This window comes from Streptomyces sp. NPDC060000, assembly GCF_042737375.1.
In the GTDB taxonomy this organism is placed as follows: domain Bacteria; phylum Actinomycetota; class Actinomycetes; order Streptomycetales; family Streptomycetaceae; genus Streptomyces.
Genome location: NZ_JBHWUU010000019.1, coordinates 17,845 through 40,515 on the forward strand (window position 1 = coordinate 17,845; position 22,671 = coordinate 40,515).

Consider the following 22,671-nt stretch of genomic DNA (forward strand, 5'->3'; position numbering starts at 1 on the left):
GCGCCCCGCCCCGCCCCGCCCCGCCCCGCCCGTGATGGTCCAGGACCTCGGCCGGTGCCTCCCTCGCCTCACCGCTCTCCCGCCCGCGGTCCACAGCCTCGCCCCCCGCCTCACCGCGCCCCCGCCCGCGGTCCACAGCCTCGCCCGGCGCCCGCTCGCCTCACCGCTCCGGCCTCCGGCCCTCTCGTCGCCGCCTCCACTCACCGCTCCGCGCCCTCGGCGCTCTCGTCCGACCAGTCGACCGTCACCACGATCTTGCCCCGGGTGCGGCCCTGCTCGCTCAGGCGGTGGGCGTCCGCCGCGCGCTCCAGCGGGAACGTCTCGGAGACGTGTACGGACACCACGCCCTGTTCGGCGAGTTCCGACAACCGGGTGAGATCCTCGGCGTCGGGCCGGACCCAGTAGTACCGGCCGCCGTACCCGACGACGTCCCCGTCGGCGACCGACACCAGGCGTCCCTCCGGGGCCACCAGATTGGCGGAGACCTTCAGTGTGTCGCCGCCGACCGTGTCGAAGGCCGCGTCCACGCCCTCGGGGGCCAGTCCCCGCACCCGTTCCGACAGCCCCTCGCCGTAGGTCACCGGCTCACCGCCCAGCGAGCGCACGAAGTCGTGGTTGGTCTCGCTCGCCGTGCCGATCACCCGGGCGCCCAGATGGCGGGCGAGCTGTACGGCGATGGAGCCGACGCCGCCCGCCGCCGCGTGCACGAGAACGGTCTCGCCCCGCTTCACCTGGAGGGCCTTGGTCAGCACCTGGTAGGCGGTGAGCCCGGCCAGCGGCAGGCCCGCGGCCTCCTCCCAGGTGAGGTTGCGCGGCTTGCGGGCGAGCGTGCGCACCGGGGCGCCGACGTACTCGGCGAAGGTGCCGCGGGACAGGAAGTCCTCGCGGACGTAGCCGATCACCTCGTCACCGACGGCGTACTCCACGACGGACACCCCGAGCTGAACGACGACGCCGGAGACGTCCCAGCCGGGAACCACCGGGAAGACGGCGTCGAGGATCGGGTCCAGAAGACCCTCGCGGGCCTTCCAGTCGACGGGGTTCACGGCCGCCGCCCGGACCTTCACCAGCACCGAGTCGGGTCCGATCCTGGGCTCGCGGACGTCCCCGTACACGAGCGTCTCGGGGCCGCCGTAGCGGGAGTAGCTGATGGCCTTCATGGGTCCGACCCTCCGGGGTCCCCGTACGCCACGCAAGCCGAATGAGCCGATATGCGGAGTTCGCGTGGCAGCCTGGCCGACGTCATCACGCGCAGCTTCGAAGGTGAGCACCCCATGACCACCCTCCATGTCGAGCACTCCGCCCACACCCACACCCACGGTCCGGACTGCGGACACACCCGGGTCAGCCACGGCGACCACGTCGACTACGCCCACGACGGGCATCTGCACCGCGAGCACGGCGGCCACTGGGACGAGTGCGAGCCGGGCGGGCACGTGGCCCACGACGGGCACGAGCACCGGCACGGCGAGGACTGCGGGCACCCGCGCGTGCGGCACGGCGACCACATGGACTACCTGCACGACGGCCACCGGCACGCCGAGCACGAAGGACACTGGGACGACCACTGAGGCGACTGCCGATACGACCACCGACCGGCCGGAAGGCGACGGCCCGGGCGGCCTGAAACCGCCCCGATACGGCTCCCCGGGTACTCCCCGGGGAGCCGTCGCCCTATCGTGGCCCCGATCACGTTGGGCGTGACCACTGGACGGCATACCGACCGGTCGGCATCATGGTGTGCGTGCCGATTCCCCGTCCCGCCCGTAGGAGCGACGCATGAGCCCCGACCACCCGCCAGGACTCGACCTCGACCGGCTGCGTGCCCTGCTGGAGCGTGAGCGTCCCGGTCTGGTCGGCGGCCCTCTCACCGGCCGGCTGATCGAGGGCGGACGGTCGAACCTCACCTACGCGGTCTCCGACGGCGCGGCCAAGTGGGTCGTGCGGCGGCCCCCGCTCGGCCATGTCCTGGCCACCGCGCACGACATGAGGCGCGAGCACCGGGTGATCAGCGCCCTGCACCCGACGAGCGTGCCGGTGCCTCGCCCGGTGCTGCTGTGCGAGGACCCCGAGAACGGGGCCGCGCCCGGGGCGCCCTTCTACGTCATGGAGTTCGTCGAGGGCACGCCCTACCGCACCGCCGACGAGCTCGTCCCGCTCGGCGAGCAGCGCACCCGGGACGCGGTGCTCTCGCTGACGGACACACTGGTGGAGCTGCACGCGGTGGACCCCGCCGCGGTGGGCCTGGCCGACTTCGGCCGGCCCGAGGGTTTCCTGGACCGGCAGCTGCGCCGCTGGGGCAAGCAGCTGGACGCCTCCCGCAGCCGCGACCTGCCCGGGATCGACGAGCTGCACGCGGCGCTCGGCCGCGGGCTGCCGCACTCACCCGCGCCGGCCGTCGTGCACGGCGACTACCGGCTCGACAACGTCCTGATCGGGGCCGACGACACGATCACGGCGATCCTCGACTGGGAGATGTCGACGCTCGGCGACCCGCTGACCGACCTGGGGCTGCTGGTGATGTACAGCATGCCCCTGGAACTGCCCGACTCGCCCATCTCCACGACCGCCTCGGCCCCCGGGCACCCGTCGCCGGCCGAGCTGATCGAGCGGTACGCGACCCGCTCGGGGCGTGACGTCTCGGCGGTCTCCTGGTACACGGCGTTCGCCTGGTTCAAGCTCGCCGTGATCCTGGAGGGCATCCACTACCGGTACACGCTGGGCCAGACGGTCGGGCGCGGCTTCGACCGCATCGGGGAGCTCGTCCCCGTCTTCATCGAGCACGGACTGACCACTCTGCAGGAAGGCTGACCGGCATGGACTTCGCGTTCGACGCACGCACCGAGGAGCTCCGCGCCAAGCTGCTCGCCTTCATGGACGAGTACGTGTACCCGGCCGAGCCCGTCGCCGAGGAGCAGCGCGCGCTGCTCGCCTCGCCGTGGGACACCCCGGCCGTGGTCGAGGAGCTGAAGGCGCAGGCGCGCGGGCAGGGCCTGTGGAACCTGTTCCTTCCCGACGCCGAGCACGGCGCCGGCCTCACGAACCTCCAGTACGCGCCGCTGGCCGAGATCACCGGCCGCTCCCCCCAGCTGGCGCCGACGGCCCTGAACTGTGCCGCCCCGGACACCGGGAACATGGAGGTGCTCGCCCAGTTCGGCGACGAGCGGCAGAAGAAGCAGTGGCTGGAGCCGCTGCTGGCGGGCGAGATCCGCTCGGCGTTCGCGATGACCGAGCCGGAGGTGGCGTCCTCCGACGCCACGAACATCACCACGCTCATCGAGCGCGACGGCGACGACTACGTCATCACGGGCCGCAAGTGGTACATCTCCGGGGCGATGAACCCGGACTGCAAGATCTTCATCGTGATGGGCAAGACGGACCCGGACGGCGCCGATCCCCGCCGTCAGCAGTCCATGGTGCTGGTCCCGCGCGACACACCGGGCGTCACGGTCAAGCGGGCCATGAAGGTCTTCGGCTACGAGGACCACTCCCACGGCGGTCACGCCGAGGTGGTCTTCGACGGGGCGCGGGTACCGGTGACGAACCTGATCGGCGAGGAGGGCGGCGGCTTCGCCATCGCGCAGGCCCGGCTCGGCCCGGGCCGCATCCACCACTGCATGCGGCTGATCGGCATGGCCGAGCGGGCGATCGAGCTGATGTGCCGCCGGGCCGTCTCCCGCGACGCCTTCGGCAAGGCGCTGGCCCAGCAGGGCGTGGTCCACAACTGGATCGCGGACGCGCGCGTGACGGTCGAGCAGCTGCGGCTGCTGGTACTGAAGACCGCCTGGATGATGGACACCGTCGGCAACCGGGGCGCCCACTCCGAGATCCAGGCCATCAAGATCGCCACGCCTCGCGCGGTGGTCGACATCATCGACCGCGCGATCCAGCTGCACGGCGCGGGCGGCGTCAGCCAGGACTTCCCCCTGGCCGAGCTGTACGCCGGAGCCCGCACGCTGATGATCGCCGACGGGCCGGACGAGGTGCACCAGCGGTCGCTGGCGCGACGGGAGTTGAAGAAGTACCTGTAAAGGCGACCCGCAACGGCGGGTGGCTTCAGGAGAGCCCCGGCGTCCTTCAGTTCAAGAGTCGTTGCAACACCCCGTCCGCAGGGCGTTTTGCGTGGGCGGCCGTCGAGTTCGGCGGCGACGGCGTCCAGGTGCTCGCGGCTGTGGCGCGGCGGACCGAATCCGCAACCGTCAGAAAACTAGGTTCCCGGGGCGGTCGGCCGCCGAAGTCCGACAAGACCGACCACCGCGAGCGCCACGCGGCCGAATGTGGGATCAACCGCCTCAAGCGCCACCGGGCCGTGGCCACGAGGTACGACAAGCTTGCCGTCCGCTACGAGGCGACCGTGCTGGTCGCAGTCCTCACGAGTGGCTGTGACCAGCACTTCCCACAGACCCTAGGAGCGGATGAGCGTGTGGGCTTGCTCGATCCACCCCAACACGGCCTTGGCACCGCACCCCTCGGCAACCGACTCGGCCTCGTCGAGGTGGTGGAGCGCGGCCGATCGGTCGCCGGTCTCGGCCGAGAGGTAGGCCAACGCCACCAGGCCGGCTGCTTCCCCCGGCCTGAAGCCGATCTCCCGGCGCAGCGTCACCGATTCGGTCAACCGCTCGCGGGCCTGATCGAATTGGCCTGCGTCCTTGTCGGCGAAGCCGAGATGGCGTATCGCGTAGGACATCGTCATCCGGTCGTCGACGGATTTCGCCAGCTCGTACGACCGCTCGAAGTACGGCCTGCCGTTGGCGCCGTCGCCCTTCACCACCTGATACCAGCAGCCGACCCAGAACAACGCGTCCGCCTCACCCGACGCGTCACCGAGACGCTGGTACAACTCGGCCGCGCGCTCGAAGTGCACCAGTTCCTGGCTGTTCTCTTCACGGTCGTTCAGGAAGCGGACGTGCAATACCTTTCCCCGCGCCATGGAGAGCGGTGCCTCGATCGCGTCGAGGGCGTCATCGGACCGGTCCAGCGCGGAGGCGTCCCCGCCGAACATCGCCGCTTCGAACAGCTCTCCCGCACGTTCGATCCAGTCCTGTCCTCGCATGCCCTGCCCTCCCCGCTGGACGATTCGCAGTGCTGAGGCTATCTCCGAGCTCCCGGCGGAACTCGGGAATTTCCGGGGAGCGGCCCTCTCAGACGTCCCATCGCCGCGAGCTTGGGGAGTGCCCGTGGCGCCGACCCGAGCCGTTGGCCTCTGCCGGACGGCCCTGTCCGGGCTTCCGGTTTCGGGCGTCCTTGACTGGGCGGCCGGGTCCGGGCGTCCGAGGCTTTCGCAACAGACCCTGGACCCATGAACTCCAGGTGACGGTCTCAGGGACGCAGGGCCCGCAGCAGCAGGTCGGCCAGGTGATCGGCGACCTGCTGCGGCCCCATCGACCCGCCCGGCCGGTACCACGTCGACAGGTGGTGGACGGACCCGAAGTGGTAGTCCACGACCAGGTCGGCCGGGGTCGCCGTGGAGAAGACACCGGCCTGCTGGCCCTCCTCGACGAGGGCACGGAAGCGTTCGTGGTAGCGCCGGCGCTCGGCGCGCACCTGCTTGTTCTTCTCCGGGCTCAGGTGGTGCATCGAGCGGAAGAAGATCATCGCGTCGTCGAGGTTCTCGATCGTCGTGACGACGACGTCCGCCGCCGCGCCCCGCAGCCGCTTCTCGATCGGCTCGTCGGCGTTGGCGAAGGCGTCGAGACGCTCCTGCTGAACGCGCAGCACACGCGCGTACACCTCGTGCAGGAGGTCGTCCTTGGAGCCGAAGTAGTGGTACAGCGCCCCCTTGGTGACGCCGGCCGCCTCCACGATCTCCTGCACCGAGGTGCGGTCGTAGCCCTGCTCGGCGAAGAGCCTGGTGGCGGCGGCCAGCAGCCGCTGCGGCACGGGTGTCCCGTCACCGTCCGTCGTCCTGGGCACTGCCGCCACCTGCCTTCCTCGATGCCTTATCGGCGAGCCTTACCGGCTGTCGTGCTGCTGAGCTGCTGCTGACCGACTCGATACGGATCGTCGTACCGCCGGCCGCCGTACCCCGGACGTCGTACTACCGACCGTCGTGCGGGCGGGAACGCAGCTCCCGCCTGAGGATCTTCCCACTCGCCGTTTTGGGCAGGTCGGGCAGGATCTCCACCTGGCGCGGATACTTGTAGGCCGCCAGCCTCTCCTTGCAGTAGGCCGCGAGCGTATCCGCATCCGTGTCGGCGCCGGGACGCAGGCTGATGTACGCCTTGACGGTCTCCCCGCGATAGCCGTCCGGCACCCCCACGACGGCCGCCTCGCGCACGGCAGGGTGGGTGTACAGCACGTCCTCGACCTCGCGCGGCCACACTTTGAAGCCGGACGCGTTGATCATGTCCTTCTTGCGGTCGACGACGTACAGCCAGCCCTCTTCGTCCATGAACCCGATGTCACCGGTGCGCAGCTCGCCGCCGGGGAAGGTCTCGGCGGTGGCCTCGGGCCGCCGCCAGTAGCCGGGGACCACCTGCGGACCCCGCACGACGATCTCGCCCTGCTCGCCGAACGGCACCTCGGCACCCTGGTCGTCGACGATGCGGACGACCGTGTCGGGGCCGGGCACGCCGACGGCGAGGGTCCCGGAGGCCGGGTCGACCGGCGCCTCCAGCTGGGGCGGGACGGAGGCGCAGGGCGCGGTGCACTCGGTGAGCCCGTAACCGTTGCGGATGTACGGCCCGAAGCCCGCCCGGAACTTCTCCACGAGGGCCGGCGGCACCGGCGCGCCGCCGGAGGAGATGTTCACGAAGGACGCGAAGTGGTCCCGGGTGACGCCGGGATGGGCGGCCAGCGCCATGAAGGCGGTGGAGGGGCCCACCGTGTAGTGCGGTTTGTGCTCGGCGAACGCCTCCAGGACGACGCCCGCCTCGAAGCGGTACGTCAGGACGAGCGTCCCCGCGCTGTTCAGACAGGCGCCGAGCTGGCAGACCATGCCGGTGATGTGGAACAGCGGCGCGAGCGCGTAGTAGACGGGCGCCTCGGGCAGACGCAGCCCGGTGCGCTGCCGCTCGGCGTTGAACATGATGTTGCGGTGCGTGTTGGTGGCGCCCTTGGGGGCACCGCTCGTACCCGAGGTGTAGCTGATCAGGGCGATGTCGGCGGGGGCGAGGTCGCGGCCCTCCGGCGCCTTGTGGCCGGCGCGGGCGACGGCGGTGAGGTCGTCGGTGTCGGGCGGCTGCGGGAGGCGTTCGAAGGTGAGCACGCGCGCGTCGCCCCGCGTCTGGAAGTCCAGCTCGCAGCCGGTGAGCACGATCCGCACGGGCGAGTCGGCCGCCGTCTGGCGCAGATACGAATCCCAGGCCCGGTCGGAGCAGATCAGCGCGGCCACCTCGCCGTCCCGCAGGACGTGGGCGACTTCCCCCGACTTGTACATGGGGTTGACGGGGACGACCGTCGCGCCCGCCTTCCAGGCGCCCAGCAGGGCGAGGACGAAGTGCGGGGAGTTCTGCAGGAGGACGGCGACCCGGTCGCCGGGCTCCAGGCCGCGGGCGGCGAGGTGACCGGCCACTGAGTCGCTGAGCTCGTCCACCTCGCGGTAGCTGAGCCGGCCGTCGAAGTAGGCGAGGCAGGGGCGGTCCGGGGCCTCGGCGACGGACCTGCGGAAGGCGTGCACGAGGGAGTCGGCGGGGTCGATCGGGCCACGCTGGGCCTCGTCGAGGAGGGCCACCCAGGGCTTGGCCGCGTAACGCGAGACGGGCGCGCTCATTCGGCGGCCTCCCACTTCTGCTGGAGGTGGTTCATGTTCGACAGCCAGCGGTCGGGATCGCCGGCCCGCAGCTGGTAGTACGCGGCGGCCTCGGGGTGCGGCAGGATCAGGAAACGGTCCTCCGCGATCCCCTTGAACAGGGCGTCCGCCACGTCCTGCGGCTCGATCGCGGTCGGCTTGAGCACCAGGTCGCCCGCGCTGCCGGTGGCGTCGAGCATGTCGGTGCGGACACCCTGGGGACAGATCGCGTGGACCTTGACCCCCCGGTGGCGGTAGGTCAGCGACAGCCACTCGGCGAAGGCGTACGCGCCGTGCTTGGTGACGCTGTAGGGGGCGGCGCCGATCATGGTGAGCAGCCCGGCGGCGGAGACGGTCGAGACGAACCGGCCCTGCCCGCGCTCCAGCCAGTCCGGGAGCAGCGCGTGGGCCGCCCGGACATGGGCCATGACGTTGACGTCCCAGGCGAGCGCCCAGACGGCCTCCTCGGCCGACTCCGAGCCGCCCGAGGCGACCCCGGCGTTGGCGCAGTACACGTCGACGGTGCCGCCGAGCGCCTCCCGGGCCTGCTCGACGATCGTGGAGGCGTCGCCGGGGACCGCGATCCCGCCGATCTCGTCGGCGACCGCCCGCGCCCGGTCCGCGTCCAGGTCGTTGACGACGACCCGGGCCCCCTCGGCGGCGAAGCGGCGGGCCAGCGCGGCCCCGATACCGCCCCCCGCTCCGGTCACGACCACTCCGGCATCCTGCACGGCTTCCACCATCGGTCTCCTTCGACGCGACTGCGGTACGAATCGGCTCTACCGCCAGACTAACCAGTCGGTATGTTCCGGCGGAAGGGCCACCCCGGATCGACGTCCGGTTCCGGATGGACATGACATGATCGCCTCTTGTACGGACGAGCCGTGATGTATGGCCAATTGACCCCGTTCGCAGGACGATGCCCCCATCCTGGCGCATCGCTTCGCGGGACGAGGGGGTCTTTCATGGCGGATCCGGCGATGAGCGTGACGCCCTACTGGGAACTGACCTTCGATGCCGACGGGGACGGCGACGCCGGCGAGCGGGACCGGCTGCTGGCCGGGGTGGGACGGCGCGGGGTCCGTGACCTGATCGTCTTCTCGCACGGCTGGAACAGCGACCGCGCCGGCGCGACCCTGCTCTGCAGCCGCTTCTTCGCACCGGTCCCCGCGCTCGCCCCGGCGGCGAGGATCGGGTACGTGGGCGTGGTGTGGCCGTCGATGCGGTTCCCGGACGAGCCGATCCCCGACTTCCCGCGCTCCGCGGCGGCCACCGTGGTCCGGCGCCCGGCGCTGGACGGGGACACCCGTCACGCGCTCCTCGAGACGTTCCCCGGCCGGGCCACGGTGGTCGACCGGATCGCGCGGCTGCTGGAGCAGCGGCCCGCCGAGGAGGCCGAACTGGAGGAGTTCGGGCGGCTGGTGCGGCTGCTGGTGGACGTGGTGCCGCCGGGACCGCAGGCGCTGTTCGGGGCGGACACGCTGGCGAAGGGGGTGCCGCAGGACGAGCCCGAGATGTTCTCCTGCCCGACGGCGGTGGCCTGCGAGGAGTTCGCGCGGGCCCTGGCGGGCCTCGAATCCGCCCCGGAAGCCGCCGGATTCGCGCTGCCCAGCCCGTGGGACGGGGCGCACGAGCTGTTGCGGCAGGCGACGTACTACGCGATGAAGCGGCGCGCCGGGACGGTGGGCGAGCGTGGACTCGGGCCGCTCGTGGGGCGGTTGGCGGCGGTGGCGCCGGCCGCCCGGGTGCATCTGGTGGGACACAGCTTCGGCGCGCGGCTGGTGTCGTTCGCGCTGCGGGGGCTGCCGGAGGGGGTGCGCACGGTGAAGTCGGTGACGCTGCTCCAAGGGGCCTTCTCGCACTACGCGTTCGCCGCGCGGCTGCCGCACGACACGCGCGCGGGCGGCGTGCTCCAGGGGCAGCAGAACCGGATCGACGGCCCCCTGGTGTGCTGTTACTCGCGGTTCGACCAGGCACTGAGCACGATGTACCCGCTGGCCTCGCGGATGGCGGGCGACGCTCAGGGACTCGTCGGGGAGATGCTGGGCGCCAAGTGGGGTGCCATGGGGCACGACGGGGCGCAGGCCGTACCGGGTACGCACGCGTGCGTGCTCGCCGACGCGCTGTCCGGGCCGCTGCCGACGTCGGGGTGCGTGAACGTCGACGCGGCGGCGGTGGTCCGGCGCGGCGGGGCGCCCGCCGGGGCGCACAGCGACATCGTGCACCCCGAGCTGGCGCGGCTGGTGCTGGCGGCGGGCCGGATCCGTTAGGGGCGCGGCCCGCCGCCACAGGAACTACCGGTGCGAGGTGAACTCCACCACCTGCTGGAAGGTGGGCCGGTTCTGCCAGCTGATGTTGCCGTGCTTGATGCCGCCCAGGGTGCGCTGGACGATCGAGTCGGCGCACCACTGGTTGCCCGCCGCGCACAGGGTGTCGCCCGGGTAGACCTGGGCCGCGGTCTTGCCCGCCGCCTCCTTCAGGGAGCTGATGAGGATGTCCCGGCAGCCGGTGAGCGTGCCGCCGCCGCAGTACTTCTGCGTCAGCCCGCCCTGTACCGTCTCGCCCAGCACGGCCCGGACGTCCTTGTCGACATAGCTCCACCAGCCGTACTGGAAGGAGCTGCCGGCGTGCGCCCCGGTCGGGCCGTGGGCGGCCGACGGGGTCTCGTCGATCGGCAGGTTCGCGGTGAGCGCCGTGTACAGGCCGGTGCCGAGGCCGGGCGCGAACTCGGCCTTCACCAGCAGCGGCCACCAGGCGTCGAGGATGCGGATCGCGTCGGCGTCGGCGTACGTCTTCGAACCGGCCGCCGTCTCCGTCCGCCTGCCGCCCGCCGTCAGCCAGGCCTGGAGCTTGGTCACCGCGGCCGCGGCCGTGGAGTCGGTGACCGTGGCACTGTTGACCACCTTCAGCAGGTCGGGCAGGACGTCCTCGGCCCGCAGGTCCGCGAGCGCCGCGTCCGCCATCGCCTTCGTCAGGGACGCGCGCGTGACGCCGCCGGCCGCGACCAGCTTCTTCACCCGGTCCTCCAGCAGGTTGCCGCGGTGGACCGAGCCGTCACCCCAGGAGGCCGTCGAGTAGTTCAGGGCCTGTTTGTTGTTCCAGGAGATGTAGTAGTCCTGGTCGATGGAGTTGGGATGCGCCGAGGCCGGGGTGTAGTCGGCCGTGTTGGTGGCCGGCACCCAGTTCTTCCACTCGTACGCCGCCTGCGCCCACACCGGGAACTCGGCGTCGACACCGCTCGCCCGCACCGGGTTGTCGCCGCTGTTGTAGTACGCGGTGTGCGCGGAGTCGGCGTAGAACCAGTTGAAGGTGTAGTTGATGTGCTGCACCGCGCTCTGGAAGGTCTGCGGGCTCTTGACGTGGTCCGGGTCGTTCAGCATCTGGAAGCCGATGATCGAGTCGGCCTCGTGCATGAAGGACGAGCGCAGGGTCGTGTAGGCGACCTTCTTGCCGCCCGCGGTCGCCCGGTACTCCACCGGACCGTACTTCGTGCGGTACACGCGCATGGTGTACGAGCCGGCGGCCGTCCCGTCGGCGGTGGTCGGCTTCCAGGCGTTCTTCTGCTCCACCACGTCCATGGCCGTGCAGGTGCCGTGGTACAGGTAGTGGTAGTCGTCCTGGCAGAGCTCGACCGCGTAGCTGTCGATGATGTCCTGGCCGGAGGTCGTGGCGCTCCACGCGTAGTCCTGGCCGCGGCCGAGTTCGACGTACATGCTCAGGCCCGCGAAGGAGGCACCGCGGGCGCTGATGCCCGGGCCCTGGATCTCCTGGAGCATGAGCAGCTGCGGGGCGAAGTAGCCGGTCTGCGGGCCGAAGACGGCGATCGGGTGACCGCTCGCGGTGGACTGGCCGCTGACGACGAGGGCGTTGGACATGCCTCGCCTGGCCGAACTGAGGGCGGTCGCGGTCGCCGTGGCCGAGGTGGCGGAGGCCGTGGCGTCTCCCCCGGTGCCCGTGGCGTCGTAGACCAGCGGCTCCGCGGTCACCGAGCCGGTGTCGGGCAGCGCCTCGCCCTGCGGGCTCGCGGGCTTGGCGGCGTACGGGAAGCTCTGGCCGTTGTGGAGGGTGAGCGCGGCCTCCGGGTCGTTGCGTTCACGGAACGCCTCCCAGACCTCGCTGCCCTGCTGCACGCCGTACTTCTCCTGCGCGGCGAGCAGCGACACCGCGTTGTTGACCTCTCCGCCGCCGCCCGAGCCGAAGAGCGCGCCGATCACCGAGGCCAGCGCCACCAGGTCGGTGATCTTGAAATGGTCGATGGTGCCGGCGTTGGTGACTGAGTCCTTGTGCCCCGTCAGAACGTATTCACCGGGGAAGTAGCGGCCGCTGTCGGAGGCGTCGATGTAGGAGTTGATGCCGGCGAGGTAGGCGTTGGCGTCGGCGAGCGCCTGCTGGCCGCGGGTGCCGTTGGTGGCGACGGCGTTGTCGATCTGGGCCTGGAGGTCTGCCTCGGTGTACGGAGCGTTGCGCCAGAACTGCTGCTCGAGACCCTGGTTGGAGGGGGCGCCGCCCGCGAAGGCGGTGAGCTGGCCGCGGCCGACGTGCCGGAAGACGTCCATGAGCCACAGCCGGTCCTGGGCCGCCGCATACCCGGCACCGAACTCGGTGCCGTATCTGGTGGTACCGGTGATGTGCGGTACGCCCGTCTTCTTGTCGCGGACGATCGTCACGTCGCTGCGGCCCGCGGGACTCAGGGTGGAGGCGACTTGATCCGAGGCGACACCGAACGACGCGTCGTTGAAGAACGTGTTGATCGTGGCGTTGGTGAGCGTGGGGTAGCCCTTGGCCAGGTTGGCGTAGGGGCCGAGCTGGTCCTCGGCATGGTCGGGCTGGGTGCCGAAGGCCTGGTTGAGGAGGACCTGCGCGAGGGTGGCGTTGCCGTTCTCGCCGGGCGGCAGGATGTCGGAGCACTGGCCGCCGCAGTAGTCGTTCGCGGCGGTGACCTCGGCGGCTGTCGCCACTTGGGTAATGGGCGACAAAAGACCGGCGATCAGGGCGCATACGGACGCGGTCTTCAGGAACCCGGGGAATCTGCCGGGAGTTCTCAGTCTGTCGAGAGTGTTGCGTGGGGTTCGCCGAGGCATCGGCTGCTCCTAGCGACGGGGGTGGCCGGAAGGTTACCGCCGGTATCCCCGGGATTGAAGATGAACATGCGTCAAGTTTTCGGCAGGTGGAGGTCTTCGGAAATCGGATGGAGCCGAATCGCATGTCGATACGTCTATTCGACGACGTCCGTACGACGACGCCGAAGTGACCGAAGTACAGGTACAGATGTGACGGAGGTGCAAGGCGATGGCCGGTTTCCGGAGTCTGGCGAGACAGGTGCGAGACCCGCGTTGCGATCTGGCGCTGCGGCGGTACTCGCTGCGCAAGTGCCTTGAGCGGTTCGCTCCTTACGGGCACAGGGCGACCTGGGACCATCTTTCCTCCCGTGCCGGGTTCGGTCCGGAGGACCGCTCCCCCGATCCGGCGCGGCTCGTGGCCGCGTTGGACGAGCTGGAGGAGGCGCGGGCGGTGTGGCTGGCCTACGAGGTCGAGTTCGCCGAGCGCCGCAAGAAGGAGAAGCACGACGGGCTGCGCAGGCCCGGCACCGTGGACGACTGGCACCGGCTGACCTGGGGCGGTTTCGGTGTGGCCTGGTGCGACGATCCCCGGCTGCACCCCCTTGAGCCGCTGGCCGAGGTCCTGCGCAGATTGATCGCCGCGCTGAAGCGCGCTCCGGGCTCGGGCTGCCCGGTGTGCGGCGGCGAGCGGCTGCCCTGGAAGTACGACCTGGATCACGAACCGTCGGCGGGTCCGGTCTGCGCGGACTGCGGAATTCTCGTACCGCGCCCCGTGCTCACGCCCGAGGCCCTGGCGTACGCCAGGGGCGGACGACTGCTGGTGTCGGCCTGACACCGGCCTGAACTCTGCCCAAGGCCGGCCCGCGGCCGGCCTGCGAGCTCGGCGGGGGTGCGCCGGGGATGCCGCACCCCCGATTTTGCGATCCGGGCCGATTCGTTCCGGTTCATCGGGTTCCCTTCGACCGGCGCCGTTGTCAGTGGCGGGTGTCACCATCGGGGCATGGTGCAGGTCTGTCTCAACGGAGCGCGTGGCGCGGCGGACGGTGCGTACGTCCCGCTGACGCCGGAGGCGATGGCGGACGCCGCGGCCGAGGCCGTCGCGGCGGGGGCCACGGATGTCCATGTCCATCCCAAGACACCGTGCGGACAGGACACGATGTCACCGCGGCTGGTCGCGGCGACCCTCGACGCGATACGGGCGCGGGTGGCGGTGCCGGTCGGCGTGACCACGGGCGCCTGGGCCCAGCCGGACCCGGCGGCCCGGCTCGCCCAGGTGCGCGACTGGACTGTGCTGCCCGACCACGCCTCGGTCAACTGGCACGAGCCGGGCGCGGAGGAGCTGGCCGCCGCCCTCTTCGCGAGGGGCGTGGGCGTGGAGGCCGGCATCTGGTCAGGTACGGACGGGGCGGCGCGGTTCGCCCGCTCGCCCCTCGCCCCGAAGGTGCTGCGGGTGCTCGCGGAGGTGACGGACAGCGTCCCGGACACGGCCGAGTCGACCGCGCACGCCCTCCTGACCGGGCTCGGCAGCGCGTTCGGCCGTCCGGTCCTGCTGCACGGGGAGGACGGCGGCGCCTGGCCGGTGTTCCGGCTGGCCGCTCGCCTGGGCCTGGCGACCCGCATGGGTCTGGAGGACACGCTGACCCTGCCGGACGGGGAACGGGCCGTGTCCAACGCTCGGTTGGTGGCGGAGGCACTGACCCGGTACGGGTGAGCCCGGCGCTCGCCTTCCGGCAGGCCGGCGGAGCCGTCGAAGACCGTGCCGATGCCGACGGGGCGGTGGCGAGGGCGGCCGAGGACACGGGAGCGGGCCCGTCCGGACTCCGTGCGCGACGGTGTCGCCGTCGGCCGAAGAGAGTGACGCTACCAGCCGCCAATCGGCTCGCTCCATCGCTTTCCGACCGGGAGAATTGGGTGCGATGAAAGCCAACTGAGCTTTTTGTTCGAGGACTTGAAGGAGCCCCTCATGTCGACGCTGCGCGTCACCGCCGAAGTGCTGACCGTCCACGAGCACCCCAACGCCGACGCCCTCGAACTGGCCCAGGTCGGCCTGTACCGGGCCGTCGTCGCCAAGGGCGCGTACCGCACCGGCGAGGCCGCCCTGTACATCCCCGAGCAGTCGGTGCTCCCCACCGGGCTGGTGGAGGAGCTGGGGCTGACCGGGCGGCTGGCGGGCAGCGGGTCGGACCGGGTGAAGGCGGTGCGGCTACGGGGCGAGCTGTCGCAGGGGATCGTGTGCCGGCCGAAGGCGCTGGCCGAGGTCGACCTGGCGCTGGCCGCGGCGGAGGGCACCGACTTCGCGGAGCGGCTGGGCATCGTCAAGTGGGTGCCGCCGATCCCTCCGAAGATGAACGGCGAGGTCGAGGCGGCGCCGGATCTGCTGCCGTGGGTCGACATCGAGAACATCCAGCGCTACCCCGGCCTCTTCGAACCCGGCGAACCGGTGGTCCTGACCGAGAAACTGCACGGCTCGGCGTGCCTGCTGACGTATGTCGCGGACGAGGAGCGGGTGTACGTGTCCTCGAAGGGCTTCGGCGCGAAGTCCCTCGCCCTGCGGGAGGACCCGGGGAACCTGTACTGGCGGGCCGTACGCGGCCACGGCGTCCCCGAGGCCGCGGCCCGCCTCGCCGAGCGGGTCGGCGCGCGCCGGATCGGCGTCTTCGGGGAGGTGTACGGAGCGGGCGTACAGGACCTGACGTACGGCGCGGACGGCCGGCGCGACACCCTCGGATACGCGGTGTTCGACGTGTCCGCGGAGATCGACGGCACGGTGCGCTGGCTGGACGCGGCGCGACTGCTTGACGGCGAACTGCCCCTGGTCCCACGCCTGTTCGAGGGCCCGTACGACAGCGGTCGGGTCCTGGAGATCGCCACGGGCCGGGAGACGGTCTCCGGACGCGGGCTGCACCTGCGCGAGGGCGTGGTGATCCGGCCGGCCGTCGAGCGCCACAGCCCGGTGACAGGAGGAAGGGCGATCGCCAAGGCGGTAAGCGGCGCATACCTGACCCGCAAGGGCGGCACCGAGTACGAGTGAGGTCGGGATCCCGGCGGCTGGGTGGGGCGACGCCAAGGGCCGCCCCAGGGCCAGGGCGCCGTCCCGGAGGGGCCAAAAGCCCGTGTCCCGGCGACCCGTGGGCCGGGGGCGGTGGCCGGAAGACCGGTAGCCCGTAGCCAAAGGCCGCGGACGGTGGCCCGTGGTCAGTCGCCGGGGAACCGTGATTGGCGGCTGGCGGCCAGGAGGTCAGGGGCCGCGGCCAGAGGCCCCGGACGGTGGCCAGCCGCCGGGGACGGTGACCCGTGGCCAGAGGCCCAGGTCGGGGGTCAGCCGCCGGGGAACCGTGATTGGCGGCTGGCGGCCAGGAGGTCAGGGGCCGCGGCCAGAGGCCGGGGGCTATGGCCTGGTGGGCCGCAGCCGGGGCCCGAGGGGCGGGGCCCCGGTTCAGCAGCAGTCGGCCGTCGGTCCCCCGGCGCTCGGCCCTCCTGCGCTCAGTTCCACCGCGGAAAGCCGCTCCACCGTGGCAGGCCGGTGTGTCGGGGCAGGCCGGTCCGCCTCGGCAGGGTGTCCTGGAGCGGCAGGCCGCTCCGTCGGGGCGGGCTGTCCCCGCGTGGCGGACTGTCGTGGGGTTTGCTCCACCAACAGGCGGGAGCCGGAGCCTCGTTCGCCGAAGGCGTCGTCCGGGTTGGACAGGACGCAGGTGGCGAGGGAGAGGCAGCCGCAGCCGATGCAGTCGGTGAGGTGGTCACGGAGACGGTTGAGCTGCTTGATGCGTTCGTCGAGCTCCGCGCGCCACGCGCGCGAGAGACGGGCCCAGTCCTCCCGGGTGGGCGTGCGCTCCTCGGGGAGTTCGGCGAGAGCCTCCCGGATCGTGGCCAGCGGGATGCCGACGCGTTGCGCCGCGCGGACGAAGGCGACGCGACGCAGCGTGTCACGGTGATAGCGGCGCTGATTGCCCGCCGTCCGGCGGCTGCCGATCAGCCCCTTCGACTCGTAGAAGTGCAGGGCGGAGACGGCGGCACCGCTGCGCGCGGCAAGCTGGCCGACCGTGAGCTCGTGGACCTTCTCGGGAATCTGGGGCACCCCTCGAAGCCTACCCATCGCCACACCGGGGGTCCGTTGACATCGACCCCGCACCCGAGCATGCTAAGCAGTTGCTTAGACCTATGACATGGTGACATGGGCAGCGAGTGACGCGAGAGGGCCGCAGACATGGCAGAGCCGAGGATCTTCACGTCCGCCGACGACCTGAAGGCGGCGGTGGGCGAGCAGTTGGGGTACACCGACTGGCTGGAGGTCGACCAGAAGCGAGTCGACCTCTTCGCGGAGGCCACCGGGGACCACCAGTGGATCCACGTCGACCCGGAGAAGGCCGCAACCGGCCCCTTCGGCACCACCATCGCGCACGGCTACCTCACGCTCTCCCTGCTGCCGCTCTTCGGCCCGCAGCTGATCAAGGTCGAGAACGTGAAGATGGGCGTCAACTACGGCACCAACAAGGTCCGCTTCCCCGCCCCGGTACCCGTCGGCTCGCGGCTGCGCGCCACCGCGACGATCACCGGCGTCGAGGACGTCACCGGCGGCGTCCAGGTCGCCGTGGCCTTCACCGTGGAGCGCGAGGGCGGGGACAAGCCCGTGTGCGTGGCGGAGTCGGTGTCCCGCTACTACCTCTGACACGACACTCCGTGGGCGCTACTTCGCCGCGCCCACCATCCGCAGCACGAGGTCGGCGTACAGCGCGCCGACCTCGTCGGGTGTGCGGGGGCCGTCCACGTTGAACCAGCGGGCCACGTCGATGCAGAGGGACAGCACGGCGAGGGTCGTGCCGTGCACGTCCAGCACGGCGAACTCGCCGCTCGCCACACCGTCCTCGATGATCCCGCGCACCTCGGCGTCGACCTGTCGGCGCAGATCGAGGATCTCGGCGCGGGCGTCGGGACCGAGCGCGTCCAGTTCGTACTGGACGACCCGCGCCGTCGTGCGCCGTCCGGCGTGCCAGCGGACGAAGGAGCTCACCGCGTCCGCGAGGCGCCCGGAGGCGTCGCCCTCGCCGGCGGCCGCCGTGCGCAGGATGCCGAGCGCGCGGTCGTGGCCGATCCGGCTGATGCGGTGCAGCAGCTCTTCCTTGGTCTTGTAGTGGATGTAGAGGGCGGCCGGGCTCATACCCGCGCGGCCCGCGATGTCGCGGGTCGTCGTCGCGTGGTAGCCGCGCTCGGCGAAGGCCTCCACGGCGGCGACCAGCAGTCGCCGGGCCGCGTCAGGGGTGACCTCTTCCCACGGCTCGATCTCGCCGCCGGCCGTCTCCTCCGCCGTACTCATCGCTCGTTCGCCCCTCTCGGTACAGGAGCTACACCATACCGCCGAAGGTGAGCGCTCGCTTAGCGTGCCTGCTCAGATCTTTTCGAAGGGGTCGTGGTCGGCGAGGAGCTTCTCCAGGCGGGCCTGGTCCACCCGGCTCACGATCTGTCCGGCCTCCTGGCGGTCGCGGATCACCTTCGCCAGCGTGAAGGCGGAGGTCACCAGATAGAGGACGGCGATCGCCAGGAAGCCGCGCACCCAGGCGTCGGTGTGGAGGTTGTAGATGCCGATGGCGGTGGCCGCGATGGCGATACCGAAGGAGGCGACGGCCTGTCCGTAGAACGCCGCCGTGCTCTGCTGCTTGACCGGTGTGTCACTCATGGGGACCAGCTTCGGCGGAGATGGTCCGCGCCACATCCGCGCACCTACTCAGACGGATACTCAGACTCAGATGCTCCTTCCAAGAACGCCCGGGCGCTCCTTCTCAGAACGCCGAAACCCCCGTCAGAGCCCGCCCGATGAGCAGCTTCTGGATCTGGCTGGTGCCCTCGTAGAGGGTCATCACGCGGGCGTCGCGCAGGAGCTTGCCCGCCGGGTACTCGTCGATGTAGCCGTAGCCGCCGAAGACCTGGAGGGCGTTGTTGGCGGCGCGGACGGCGGCCTCCGAGGCGAAGAGCTTGGCCTTGGAGGACTCGGTGGCGAAGGGCAGGCCCCGGTCGATCAGGTCGGCGACCCGCCAGGTCAGCAGCCGGGCCGCGTCGACGTCGACCGCGATGTCGCTGATCAGCTCCTGGACGAGCTGGTGATGGGCGATGCTCCTGCCGAACTGCTCGCGCTCCCCCGCGTACCGCACCGCCGCGTCCAGGGCGGCCTGCGCTATGCCGACGCAGCCGGCCGCGACCGACATCCGCCCCTTGGCGAGCGCCGACATCGCGACGGAGAAGCCCTTGCCCTCGGGCGCCAGCATCGCGGAGGCGGGGACCCGGACGTCGTCCAGGACCAGTTCGGCGGTGGCCTGGCCGCGCAGACCGAGTTTGCCGTGGATCGCGCGGCGGCTCAGGCCCGGGGTGTCGGTGGGGACGAGGAACGCGGAGACGCCCTTGTGGCCCGGGGCGTCCGTCGAACGCGCGAAGAGCAGGACCACGTCGGCCCAGGTGCCGTTCGTGATGAACATCTTCGTTCCGTTGATGACGTACGAGTCGCCGTCGCGGACCGCGCGGGTGGCGAGGTTGCCGGCGTCCGAGCCGGTGCCGGGTTCGGTCAGGCCGAAGCACCCGACGTACTCGCCGGACGTCAGTCCCGGCAGCCAGCGCCGCTTCTGCTCCTCGCTCCCCCAGGCCGCGACGGACTTCGCGACCAGCCCGAGGGAGACGGACACGATTCCGCGCACGGACGAGTCCCCGCGGCCCAGCTCCTCGGTGACCAGGCAGTACGCGAGGTGGTCGCCGCCCGAGCCGCCGTATTCCTCGTCGATCGTCAGGCCGAGGAAGCCGACCTCGCCGAGCTTCTTGACGAGGGACCGGTCGATGTCCTCGGCACGGTCCCAGGCGACGACGTGCGGGGCGACCTCACGGTCCACGAATTCCTTGGCGAGGCGCCGGACGGCCTCCTGCTCCTCGCTGAGCGCCAGATTCACCACGAGATCACCTCACAGGGGAAGGCCGTTTGCATGCGCCTTTAAATTAGCACTGCTAGTTTTTACTGCGCAGCCCTACTATGTGCGCCATGGCCCGACCGCGCAAGCCCCTTCTCAGCACCGACCGGATCGTCGAGACCGCACGGACACTCGTGGACGCGGAGGGCCTGCCGGCCGTCTCCACCCGGCGGCTCGCCGCCCGGCTGGGGGTCAGCGGGCCCTCGCTGTACAACCACTTCCGCACGAAGGACGAGATCCTCGAGGCCGTCGCCGACTCCGTGAGCGCCCAGGTAGACCTGTCGATGTTCGAGGACGGCCGGGAGTGGCGGACCGCGCTGCACGACTGGGCCCTCTCGTACCGCGCCGCTCTGCGCGACCACCCGAACATCGTCCCGGTGCTCGCCCAGGGTCCCGGCCGCCGGCCCGCCGGACTGCGGCTCGCCGACGCGGTGTACGGCGCGATGGTCCGCGCCGGGTGGCCGCCCGCGCAGGCCACCTCCATCGGCGCGCTGATGCGGTACTTCGTCATGGGCTCGGCGCTCGGCTCGTTCGCCGGCGGCTTCGTCGACGACGTGAGCGCCTACGACCCCGCCGACTACCCGCACCTCGGACAGGCCCACCTCCTCGCCGAGCAGCAGGAGAAGATCGACGAGCGGGCGTTCGAGACCGGGTTGAGGGCCCTGCTGGACGGGCTCTCCCAGCAGTTCGCGCAGCTGTCCTAGCACGGTTCGGCGGTCGCCGAAGTGTCCGTCGCGCATGCTGGGACACGTGAGCATCACGGACACGGGGAACGACAGGGACGTACGGGTGCCGGGACTGGCCGCTCTCGCCGGGCTGGTCGCCGACGAGACGCGGGCCGCCTGTCTGCTGGCGCTGCTCGACGGGCGGGCGTGGACCGCCGGTGAGCTGGCCCGGCACGCGGGCGTGGCGGCTTCGACGCTGAGCGAGCACCTGAGCAAGCTGGTGGCGGGCGGGCTGCTGGCCGAGGAGCGGCAGGGCCGGCACCGGTACGTGCGGCTCGCCGACACCCGGGTCGCCCAGCTCGTGGAGGACCTGGCCGCCCAGGTCGCCCCGCATCCCGCCCGTCGGCCACGCACCCTGCGTGCCGTGAGCGCCGGCTCGGCGATGGCCCGCGGCCGCACCTGCTACGACCACCTCGCCGGCCGGCTCGGCATCACCGTCACCGACGCGCTCACCGCCCACGGCCTGCTGAGCGCGACGGGCGAGCCGCACGCACGCGCGACCGGCGCGGAGCAGGCGGATACGGCGACGCGTACGGCGCGGCCCGAGCAGGCGGCTGCGGGGGCGTCCGCGGCACGACCGGGACACGCGGGCGCGGAGGTGCGTACGGCGCGGCCGGGCGGAGCGGGTGCGGTTGCCGGGGCGCGGCCGGAGCAGGCGGGTGCGGGTGCTCGGGCGCGTACGGCGCGGCCGGGCGAAGCGGGTGCGGTTGCCGGGGCGCGGCCGGAGCAGGCGGGTGCGGGTGCTCGGGCGCGTACGGCGCGGCCGGGCGGGCTGAGCTCGGGCGGTCCGGTGGCACCGGCGTCCGGAGAACGGGCCACCGGTTTCACGCTGACCGGGGCGGGGCTGCGGTGGTTCGAGGACCGTGGCATCGCGCTCGACCGCGCGACCCGCCGCCCGCTCGCCCGCGCCTGCCTCGACTGGACCGAGCGCCGCCCCCACCTGGCGGGCGCGGCGGGCGCCGCGCTGTGCCGGCACGCCCTCGACGCGGGCTGGTGCGTGCGCATCGGCTCCGAGCGGGCCGTGCGGGTGACGGCGGCGGGCGAACGGGCGCTGGCCGAGCTGCTGGGCATCGGCGCGGGGGCGCTGCGCTGACCGCTCGGCGCCGCCGTGACGCTTCGGGGCCGGTGCCGGCCCCTCGGCCCGTCGTCCGAAATCCGCGAGCTTTCGGCCCGCTTTTCTTCCTAGCCTGAGGAGCATGATGAACAGCCCCCGCCGTACCGAACGTCGTACGGAGTTGCTCGCCGCCGGTGCGGCCACCGTCACCGTCGTGCTGTGGGCCTCCGCCTTCGTGTCCATCCGCAGCGCGGGCGACGCGTACTCGCCGGGGGCGCTGGCGCTCGGGCGGCTGGCCTCCGGGGCACTGGTGCTGGGGGTCATCTGCGCCGTACGGCGGGCTGGGTGGCCGTCGAGGGACGCCTGGCGCGGGATCGCCGTGTCGGGCGTGCTGTGGTTCGGCTTCTACATGGTCGTGCTCAACTGGGGCGAACAGCAGGTGGACGCGGGGACGGCGGCGCTGGTGGTGAACATCGGGCCGATCCTCATCGCCCTGCTCGGCGCGCGGCTGCTCGGGGACGTGATGCCGCCGCGGCTGCTGGCCGGGATGGCGGTGTCGTTCGCGGGCGCGGTCGCGGTGGGGCTGTCGATGTCGGGCGAGGGCGGATCGTCGGTGCTCGGGGTGGTGCTGTGCCTGCTCGCCGCCTTCGGCTACGCGGGCGGGGTCGTCGCGCAGAAGCCCGCTCTGGGCCGGGCGAGTGCGCTCCAGGTGACGACGTTCGGGTGTGTCATCGGGGCGGTGGTGTGTCTGCCGTTCGCCGGGCAGCTGGTGAACGAGGCGGCCGACGCGCCGGTCTCCGCCACGCTCAACATGGTCTACCTGGGCGTCTTCCCGACCGCGCTCGCCTTCACCACCTGGGCGTACGCCCTGGCCCGGACGACCGCGAGCCGCATGGGGGCGACCACGTACGCGGTGCCCGCGCTGGTCGTCCTGATGTCCTGGCTGGCGCTGGGCGAGGTGCCTGGGGCGCTCACCCTGGCCGGCGGAGTGCTGTGTCTGGCGGGTGTGGCCGTGTCGCGGTCGAGGCCGCGTACGCCACGTGTCCCGCAGACGCGGGCGACGGAATCGGCGGTGGCGGCGGAGGCCGGGGAAGCGGGGGTTTCCGAGCCGCGGGACGAGCGGGAGGTCGGCCCCCGGGCGGGCTGAGACCGCCCGGGG

The 22,671-nt window shown here is 71.8% G+C and carries 19 protein-coding genes and 3 pseudogenes; 12 read left to right on the forward strand and 10 right to left on the reverse strand.

Annotation, left to right across the window (positions count from 1 at the left end; genetic code table 11):
• Window positions 1-200: 200 nt before the first annotated feature.
• The gene (locus tag ACFWBB_RS12700) at window positions 201-1,160 is read right to left on the reverse strand and encodes an NADP-dependent oxidoreductase (protein WP_385270035.1); all 960 of its coding nucleotides are present in this window, start codon (window positions 1,158-1,160) and stop codon (window positions 201-203) included.
• A 114-nt stretch (window positions 1,161-1,274) separates the two neighbouring features.
• On the opposite strand from ACFWBB_RS12700, the gene ACFWBB_RS12705 reads away from it, so the two are divergent.
• The 3 genes from ACFWBB_RS12705 (at window position 1,275) to ACFWBB_RS12715 (ending at window position 4,031) form a co-directional block, all read left to right on the forward strand.
• The gene (locus ACFWBB_RS12705) at window positions 1,275-1,571 is read left to right on the forward strand and encodes a hypothetical protein (RefSeq protein WP_385270037.1); all 297 of its coding nucleotides are present in this window, start codon (window positions 1,275-1,277) and stop codon (window positions 1,569-1,571) included.
• A 208-nt stretch (window positions 1,572-1,779) separates the two neighbouring features.
• On the forward strand, window positions 1,780-2,811 hold the full coding sequence (locus ACFWBB_RS12710; protein WP_385270038.1) for a phosphotransferase family protein: 1,032 nt from the start codon (window positions 1,780-1,782) through the stop codon (window positions 2,809-2,811).
• Window positions 2,812-2,816: 5 nt separating this feature from the next.
• A complete protein-coding gene (locus ACFWBB_RS12715; RefSeq protein ID WP_385270040.1) occupies window positions 2,817-4,031 on the forward strand; it encodes an acyl-CoA dehydrogenase family protein in 1,215 nt (404 codons plus the stop codon).
• Between the two features lie 374 nt (window positions 4,032-4,405).
• On the opposite strand, the gene ACFWBB_RS12720 is transcribed toward ACFWBB_RS12715, so the two are convergent.
• From ACFWBB_RS12720 to ACFWBB_RS12735, 4 genes are all read right to left on the reverse strand, one after another.
• Complete coding sequence (locus ACFWBB_RS12720) at window positions 4,406-5,053, reverse strand: tetratricopeptide repeat protein (RefSeq protein ID WP_385270042.1); 648 nt, start codon at window positions 5,051-5,053, stop codon at window positions 4,406-4,408.
• 266 nt (window positions 5,054-5,319) lie between these two features.
• Window positions 5,320-5,913, reverse strand: coding sequence for a TetR/AcrR family transcriptional regulator (locus tag ACFWBB_RS12725; protein ID WP_385270044.1), 594 nt, complete (start codon window positions 5,911-5,913; stop codon window positions 5,320-5,322).
• Window positions 5,914-6,037: 124 nt separating this feature from the next.
• The gene (locus ACFWBB_RS12730; protein ID WP_385270046.1) at window positions 6,038-7,711 is read right to left on the reverse strand and encodes a class I adenylate-forming enzyme family protein; all 1,674 of its coding nucleotides are present in this window, start codon (window positions 7,709-7,711) and stop codon (window positions 6,038-6,040) included.
• Window positions 7,708-8,472 (reverse strand): SDR family oxidoreductase, encoded by a 765-nt coding sequence (locus ACFWBB_RS12735; RefSeq protein WP_385270048.1) that lies wholly within the window; start codon window positions 8,470-8,472, stop codon window positions 7,708-7,710. Before ACFWBB_RS12735 ends, ACFWBB_RS12730 begins: the two co-directional genes overlap by 4 nt.
• A gap of 222 nt (window positions 8,473-8,694) precedes the next feature.
• Here ACFWBB_RS12735 and ACFWBB_RS12740 point away from each other — a divergent pair, with 222 nt between their 5' ends.
• Window positions 8,695-9,999, forward strand: a complete 1,305-nt coding sequence (locus ACFWBB_RS12740; RefSeq protein WP_385270050.1) for a serine-threonine protein kinase — start codon at window positions 8,695-8,697, stop codon at window positions 9,997-9,999.
• 24 nt (window positions 10,000-10,023) lie between these two features.
• Here ACFWBB_RS12740 and ACFWBB_RS12745 read toward each other — a convergent pair whose 3' ends face one another.
• On the reverse strand, window positions 10,024-12,810 hold the full coding sequence (locus ACFWBB_RS12745) for a penicillin acylase family protein (RefSeq protein WP_385270052.1): 2,787 nt from the start codon (window positions 12,808-12,810) through the stop codon (window positions 10,024-10,026).
• 208 nt (window positions 12,811-13,018) lie between these two features.
• On the opposite strand from ACFWBB_RS12745, the gene ACFWBB_RS12750 reads away from it, so the two are divergent.
• From ACFWBB_RS12750 to ACFWBB_RS12760, 3 genes are all read left to right on the forward strand, one after another.
• Window positions 13,019-13,621 (forward strand): hypothetical protein, encoded by a 603-nt coding sequence (locus tag ACFWBB_RS12750; protein ID WP_385270054.1) that lies wholly within the window; start codon window positions 13,019-13,021, stop codon window positions 13,619-13,621.
• A gap of 168 nt (window positions 13,622-13,789) precedes the next feature.
• Window positions 13,790-14,500, forward strand: a complete 711-nt coding sequence (locus ACFWBB_RS12755; RefSeq protein WP_385270056.1) for a 3-keto-5-aminohexanoate cleavage protein — start codon at window positions 13,790-13,792, stop codon at window positions 14,498-14,500.
• Window positions 14,501-14,752: 252 nt separating this feature from the next.
• The gene (locus ACFWBB_RS12760) at window positions 14,753-15,820 is read left to right on the forward strand and encodes an RNA ligase (ATP) (protein ID WP_385270058.1); all 1,068 of its coding nucleotides are present in this window, start codon (window positions 14,753-14,755) and stop codon (window positions 15,818-15,820) included.
• Window positions 15,821-16,366: 546 nt separating this feature from the next.
• On the opposite strand, the pseudogene soxR reads toward ACFWBB_RS12760, so the two are convergent.
• Window positions 16,367-16,864, reverse strand: a pseudogene (soxR, locus tag ACFWBB_RS12765) (redox-sensitive transcriptional activator SoxR); the annotation flags it as partial.
• 129 nt (window positions 16,865-16,993) lie between these two features.
• Between soxR and ACFWBB_RS12770 the strand changes: the two are divergent.
• Window positions 16,994-17,455 (forward strand): MaoC family dehydratase, encoded by a 462-nt coding sequence (locus tag ACFWBB_RS12770; protein ID WP_385270060.1) that lies wholly within the window; start codon window positions 16,994-16,996, stop codon window positions 17,453-17,455.
• An 18-nt stretch (window positions 17,456-17,473) separates the two neighbouring features.
• Here ACFWBB_RS12770 and ACFWBB_RS12775 read toward each other — a convergent pair whose 3' ends face one another.
• From ACFWBB_RS12775 to ACFWBB_RS12785, 3 genes are all read right to left on the reverse strand, one after another.
• Window positions 17,474-18,100: a TetR/AcrR family transcriptional regulator gene (locus ACFWBB_RS12775; protein ID WP_385270062.1), complete on the reverse strand. Its 627-nt coding sequence runs from the start codon at window positions 18,098-18,100 to the stop codon at window positions 17,474-17,476.
• A 72-nt stretch (window positions 18,101-18,172) separates the two neighbouring features.
• Window positions 18,173-18,460, reverse strand: coding sequence for a YiaA/YiaB family inner membrane protein (locus ACFWBB_RS12780; protein ID WP_020128241.1), 288 nt, complete (start codon window positions 18,458-18,460; stop codon window positions 18,173-18,175).
• 103 nt (window positions 18,461-18,563) lie between these two features.
• The gene (locus ACFWBB_RS12785) at window positions 18,564-19,715 is read right to left on the reverse strand and encodes an acyl-CoA dehydrogenase family protein (RefSeq protein ID WP_385270174.1); all 1,152 of its coding nucleotides are present in this window, start codon (window positions 19,713-19,715) and stop codon (window positions 18,564-18,566) included.
• A gap of 89 nt (window positions 19,716-19,804) precedes the next feature.
• On the opposite strand from ACFWBB_RS12785, the gene ACFWBB_RS12790 reads away from it, so the two are divergent.
• The 4 genes and pseudogenes from ACFWBB_RS12790 to ACFWBB_RS12805 all read left to right on the forward strand — a co-directional run bounded on the left by ACFWBB_RS12790 (window position 19,805) and on the right by ACFWBB_RS12805 (window position 22,659).
• The gene (locus ACFWBB_RS12790; RefSeq protein WP_385270064.1) at window positions 19,805-20,437 is read left to right on the forward strand and encodes a TetR/AcrR family transcriptional regulator; all 633 of its coding nucleotides are present in this window, start codon (window positions 19,805-19,807) and stop codon (window positions 20,435-20,437) included.
• Between the two features lie 34 nt (window positions 20,438-20,471).
• A pseudogene (locus tag ACFWBB_RS12795) lies at window positions 20,472-20,927 on the forward strand (ArsR/SmtB family transcription factor); the annotation flags it as partial.
• A 339-nt stretch (window positions 20,928-21,266) separates the two neighbouring features.
• Window positions 21,267-21,551 (forward strand): annotated as a pseudogene (locus ACFWBB_RS12800) (transcriptional regulator); the annotation flags it as partial.
• A 103-nt stretch (window positions 21,552-21,654) separates the two neighbouring features.
• Entirely contained in the window at window positions 21,655-22,659 is a 1,005-nt protein-coding gene (locus tag ACFWBB_RS12805) for a DMT family transporter (protein ID WP_385270066.1), read from the forward strand.
• The last annotated feature ends 12 nt before the right edge of the window (window positions 22,660-22,671 follow it).

What these genes read in the sequence shown, in the direction of transcription:
- ACFWBB_RS12720 (WP_385270042.1), bottom strand. Translation starts at nt 5,053, where the DNA reads ATGCGAGGACAGGACTGGATCGAACGTGCGGGAGAGCTGTTCGAAGCG.
- ACFWBB_RS12770 (WP_385270060.1), top strand. Translation starts at nt 16,994, where the DNA reads ATGGCAGAGCCGAGGATCTTCACGTCCGCCGACGACCTGAAGGCGGCG.
- ACFWBB_RS12700 (WP_385270035.1), bottom strand. Translation starts at nt 1,160, where the DNA reads ATGAAGGCCATCAGCTACTCCCGCTACGGCGGCCCCGAGACGCTCGTG.
- ACFWBB_RS12705 (WP_385270037.1), top strand. Translation starts at nt 1,275, where the DNA reads ATGACCACCCTCCATGTCGAGCACTCCGCCCACACCCACACCCACGGT.
- ACFWBB_RS12710 (WP_385270038.1), top strand. Translation starts at nt 1,780, where the DNA reads ATGAGCCCCGACCACCCGCCAGGACTCGACCTCGACCGGCTGCGTGCC.
- ACFWBB_RS12755 (WP_385270056.1), top strand. Translation starts at nt 13,790, where the DNA reads ATGGTGCAGGTCTGTCTCAACGGAGCGCGTGGCGCGGCGGACGGTGCG.
- ACFWBB_RS12750 (WP_385270054.1), top strand. Translation starts at nt 13,019, where the DNA reads ATGGCCGGTTTCCGGAGTCTGGCGAGACAGGTGCGAGACCCGCGTTGC.
- ACFWBB_RS12775 (WP_385270062.1), bottom strand. Translation starts at nt 18,100, where the DNA reads ATGAGTACGGCGGAGGAGACGGCCGGCGGCGAGATCGAGCCGTGGGAA.
- ACFWBB_RS12780 (WP_020128241.1), bottom strand. Translation starts at nt 18,460, where the DNA reads ATGAGTGACACACCGGTCAAGCAGCAGAGCACGGCGGCGTTCTACGGA.
- ACFWBB_RS12745 (WP_385270052.1), bottom strand. Translation starts at nt 12,810, where the DNA reads ATGCCTCGGCGAACCCCACGCAACACTCTCGACAGACTGAGAACTCCC.
- ACFWBB_RS12760 (WP_385270058.1), top strand. Translation starts at nt 14,753, where the DNA reads ATGTCGACGCTGCGCGTCACCGCCGAAGTGCTGACCGTCCACGAGCAC.
- ACFWBB_RS12730 (WP_385270046.1), bottom strand. Translation starts at nt 7,711, where the DNA reads ATGAGCGCGCCCGTCTCGCGTTACGCGGCCAAGCCCTGGGTGGCCCTC.
- ACFWBB_RS12805 (WP_385270066.1), top strand. Translation starts at nt 21,655, where the DNA reads ATGATGAACAGCCCCCGCCGTACCGAACGTCGTACGGAGTTGCTCGCC.
- ACFWBB_RS12790 (WP_385270064.1), top strand. Translation starts at nt 19,805, where the DNA reads ATGGCCCGACCGCGCAAGCCCCTTCTCAGCACCGACCGGATCGTCGAG.
- ACFWBB_RS12740 (WP_385270050.1), top strand. Translation starts at nt 8,695, where the DNA reads ATGGCGGATCCGGCGATGAGCGTGACGCCCTACTGGGAACTGACCTTC.
- ACFWBB_RS12715 (WP_385270040.1), top strand. Translation starts at nt 2,817, where the DNA reads ATGGACTTCGCGTTCGACGCACGCACCGAGGAGCTCCGCGCCAAGCTG.
- ACFWBB_RS12735 (WP_385270048.1), bottom strand. Translation starts at nt 8,472, where the DNA reads ATGGTGGAAGCCGTGCAGGATGCCGGAGTGGTCGTGACCGGAGCGGGG.